The 4,238-nt window shown below is 69.8% G+C and carries 2 protein-coding genes and 1 pseudogene; 2 read left to right on the forward strand and 1 reads right to left on the reverse strand.

Translation table 11 applies throughout. From position 1 onward, the window contains the following. Nucleotides 1-296 (forward strand): topoisomerase C-terminal repeat-containing protein (locus tag B277_RS20510; protein WP_007929147.1); only part of this gene is annotated, 296 nt, incomplete at its 5' end. A 169-nt stretch (nucleotides 297-465) separates the two neighbouring features. On the opposite strand, the pseudogene topA reads toward B277_RS20510, so the two are convergent. Then, nucleotides 466-3,129, reverse strand: a pseudogene (gene topA, locus B277_RS13465) (type I DNA topoisomerase); the annotation flags it as partial. A gap of 165 nt (nucleotides 3,130-3,294) precedes the next feature. On the opposite strand from topA, the gene B277_RS13470 reads away from it, so the two are divergent. Continuing rightward, on the forward strand, nucleotides 3,295-4,083 hold the full coding sequence (locus tag B277_RS13470; RefSeq protein WP_040881629.1) for a dioxygenase family protein: 789 nt from the start codon (nucleotides 3,295-3,297) through the stop codon (nucleotides 4,081-4,083). Nucleotides 4,084-4,238 lie beyond the last annotated feature (155 nt).

Genomic DNA, 4,238 nt, shown 5'->3' on the forward strand with positions numbered 1-4,238 from the left:
CGCTCGCGGAGTTCGGGCGAGGACCSGTGAGCGGCAAGAAGGTCGTCGTCAAGGACGGTCGCTTCGGCCCCTACGTCACCGACGGTGAGACGAATGCCACGCTCCGTCGCGGTGACGAGCCGGAGACGCTGACCGCGGAGCGAGCCTACGAGCTCATCGCCGAGAAGCGGGCCAAGGGCCCCACGACCCGCAAGAAGTCGGCGAAGAAGACCGCGAAGAAGGCGACCAAGAAGACGGCCAAGAAGGCGACGGCGAAGAAGACCGCGGCGAAGAAGGCGAGCGCCAAGAAGTCCTGAAGGGCGTCCGGCCCCTGGTCGCACCCGTTGCCGCCTTCGTTACTCGTGGGTATGGTCCGGGAAACCGCACCGAAGGAGCTGCCCGCATGGACCTGGACCCGTCGACCTTTGCGTCGATGACGCCCGAAGAGTTTGCCCAGACCGCCAAGCAGATGTCCGACAAGGAGGCCTTGGCCCGCTTCTCGGCGATGAGCTCGTAGGCTCGCTCCGCGGTCAGCGTCTCCGGCTCGTCACCGCGACGGAGCGTGGCATTCGTCTCACCGTCGGTGACGTAGGGGCCGAAGCGACCGTCCTTGACGACGACCTTCTTGCCGCTCACCGGGTCCTCGCCGAACTCCGCGAGCGGCGGCTTGGCCGCGGCGCGGCCCCGCTGATTGGGCTGGGCGTAGATCGCGAGCGCTTCCTCGAGGGTCATCGTGAAGAGCTGCTCCTCGGTCTCGATGGAGCGCGAGTCGGTGCCCTTCTTCAGGTACGGGCCGTAGCGGCCGTTCTGCGCGGTGATCGGCACCTCGACGGACTTCTCCGTGCCGTCCTCACCGGTGGTGGTCTCGGTGACCGTGCCGATGGTGCGCGGCAGCGAGAGGAGCTTCAGCGCCTGCTCGAGGTCGACCGTCGAGGGGTCCATGCTCTTGAAGAGCGAGGCCGTGCGCGGCTTGACCTTGGCCTTGCCGCGCTTGGGCTTGTCGTCGGCCGACTCCTCGAGCACCTCGGTGACGTAGGGTCCGTAGCGACCGTTCTTGACGACGACGTCGCGGCCGGTCTCGGGGTCCTGGCCCAGGACCCGACCGTCGTCGGCGGCAGCGGCGAGGAACTCGCGCGCCATCGCTGGCGTGAGCTCGTCGGGCGCCACATCGTCGGTGATCGTCGCCCGCTTGGGCGCCGGCGTCGTGTTCGTCTCGTCGGTCACCTCGCCGGTGGCGGGGTCGACCCCCTTCGGCACGACCTCCTCGACGTACGGGCCGTAGCGACCGACCCGCACGACGATGCCGTCGCCGATGTCGATGGTCGAGATCGCCCGTGCGTCGATGTCACCGAGGTCGGCGACGAGGCTCTGCAGGCCCTCGTTGCCCCCTTCGCTGCCGTAGTAGAAGCGCTGCAGCCAGGCCACGCGCTCGGCGGAGCCGGAGGCGATCTCGTCGAGGTCCTCCTCCATCGACGCCGTGAAGCGGTAGTCGACCAGGCGACCGAAGTGCACCTCCATGAGGCGGGTCACCGCGAAGGCGAGCCATGTCGGGACGAGCGCGCTGCCCTTCTTGCGGACGTAGCCGCGGTCCTGGATGGTGCTGATCGTCGAGGCGTAGGTGGAGGGGCGGCCGATGCCGAGCTCCTCCATCTTCTTCACGAGGGAGGCCTCGGTGTAGCGGGCCGGCGGCGACGTCTCGTGGCCGGAGGGGGTCGCGTCGACGACGTCGACGGTCGCGCCCTCGGCGAGCTTCGGCAGGCGGGCCTCGCCGTCCTTCTTCGCCTCGCGGGGCTCGTCCGTGCCCTCCTCGTAGGCGGCGAGGAAGCCCTTGAAGGTGATGACCGTGCCCGAGGCGGAGTACTCAGCGGCAGAGGCGACCTCGCAGCCACCGAGGTCGGCGGCGAGCTTGATCGTGGCGGTGGAACCCTTGGCGTCGGCCATCTGCGAGGCGATCGTCCGCTTCCAGATCAGCTCGTAGAGCTTGAACTCGTCGCCGCGCAGCTCACCGGCCACCTGGGCCGGGGTGCGGAAGCGGTCACCGGCGGGGCGGATCGCCTCGTGCGCCTCCTGGGCGTTCTTGGCCTTCTTGCCGTAGACGCGCGGCTGCTCCGGCACGAAGTCGGCGCCGTACATGTCCCGGGCCTGCCCACGTGCCGCGGAGATCGCCGAGCCCGACAGGTTGGTGCTGTCGGTACGCATGTAGGTGATGTAGCCGTTCTCGTACAGCTTCTGGGCCACGCCCATGGCCGCCTTGGACCCGAGGCCGAGCTTGCGGCCGGCCTCCTGCTGGAGGGTCGAGGTGGTGAAGGGGGCGTACGGCCGTCGGGTGTAGGGCTTCTCCGTGACGGAGGCGACGGTGACGTCGGCGGCGATCGTCGCCTCGGCGACGGCCGTGGCGGCCCGCTCGTCGAGCTGGCGGGCAGAGCCCTTGAGCGCGCCGGTGTCGTCGAAGTCGGAGCCGGTCGCCACCTTCGTCCCGTCGAGGGAGGCCAGGCGGGCGGCGAAGGGGGCGGAGGTCGAGGAGAAGCTGCCCTCCACGCTCCAGTAGGAGGCGACCTTGAAGGCCATCCGCTCGCGCTCCCGCTCGACGACGATGCGGGTGGCGACGGACTGCACGCGACCGGCGGACAGGCCGGCCTTGACCTTGCGCCACAGGACCGGCGAGACCTCGTACCCGTAGAGACGGTCGAGGATGCGGCGTGACTCCTGCGCGTTGACGAGGTTGATGTCGAGCTCGCGGGTGTCCTCGACGGCCCGCTGGATGGCCTCCTTGGTGATCTCGTGGAAGACCATCCGCTTGACGGGGACCTTGGGCTTGAGCGTCTCGAGGAGGTGCCAGGCGATGGCCTCACCCTCGCGGTCCTCATCGGTGGCGAGGTAGAGGGTGTCGGCGTCCTTGAGCAGGCGCTTGAGCTCGGCGACCTTCTTCTTCTTGTCCGGGTCGACGACGTAGAAGGGCTCGAAGCCCTCCTCGATGTTGATCCCGAAGCGCCCGAAGGGGCCCTTCTTCATCTCGGCGGGCATCTCCGAGGGGGTCGGGATGTCGCGGATGTGACCCACCGATGCCTCGACGGCGAAGTCGGCGCCAAGGTACCCGGCGATCGTCTTGGCCTTGGCGGGTGACTCCACGATGACGAGCTTGCTGGCCATGTGTGCCTCGTTTCCTGATCCCACGTGCAGCGGATTCGTCGCTGCTTCGACGTCGGGCTCTTCTGGCGCCGACCGTACACCGAGCTGGGGACTCCCTTCGCACCCCGGGGGGCGGGCCGACGGTCCGCTTGACAGTTAGTTAAAGATACAAGTAATGTCGTGGCCATGACCTCGACCCCGCCCGTCCTCTTCCTCTCGCACGGCGCTCCCCCGCTCGCCGACGACGCGCGCTGGACCGCCGAGCTGGCCCGCTGGTCCGCCGAGATCGAGCGCCCCAAGGACATCCTCATGGTGTCCGCCCACTGGGAGGACGCCCCCGTCACCGTCAGCCCCAGCCAGCGCAAGGTGCCGCTGACCTACGACTTCCGGGGCTTCCCCGAGCGGTACTACCGGGTGCAGTACGACGCGCCCCTGGCTCCCGACCTCGCCGACGAGGTCTCCGCCCTCCTCAAGCCGAAGGGGGTCGACGTCCAGCGCGACGAGACCCGCGGGCTCGACCACGGCGCCTACGTGCCCCTCGTCGAGATGTACCCCGACGCCGACGTGCCCGTGCTGCAGATGTCGATGCCGACGCTCGACCCGCACGAGCTGCTCGAGCTCGGCCGCGCCCTCGCCCCGCTGCGCGACCAGGGCACGCTCATCGTCGGCTCCGGCTTCACGACGCACAACCTGCGCTGGTTCAACCCGCGGGCCGGTGCCGACTCCACGCCGCCGACCGCGTCGAGCGAGTTCGACCACTGGGCCGCCGAGACCGTCGCCGCAGGCGACGTCGACTCCCTCGCGCGGATGTTCGAGCTCGCCCCCGCCGGCCACGAGGCGCACCCGCGCACCGAGCACTGGGCCCCGCTCTACATCGCGATGGGTGCGGCCGAGGCGTCGGGCGCCAGCGAGCGGCGGACGACCGTCGAGGGCTTCTGGTACGGCCTGTCGAAGCGCTCCTGGCAGTTCAGCTGACCGGGGAGGCTCCCCGTCGTGCTGCCGGCCGCCCGTCGCTAGGCCGTCGTCGGCAGACGCGTCCGGCGCCACGGCCGGCCCACGAAGGGGAGACCCACCCATGACGAGCGTCAGCCACCGCCTTCGCCGCCAGCGCGCCTGGCCCTCGGCCCTGA

It is taken from the genome of Janibacter hoylei PVAS-1 (assembly GCF_000297495.1).
GTDB lineage: Bacteria > Actinomycetota > Actinomycetes > Actinomycetales > Dermatophilaceae > Janibacter > Janibacter hoylei.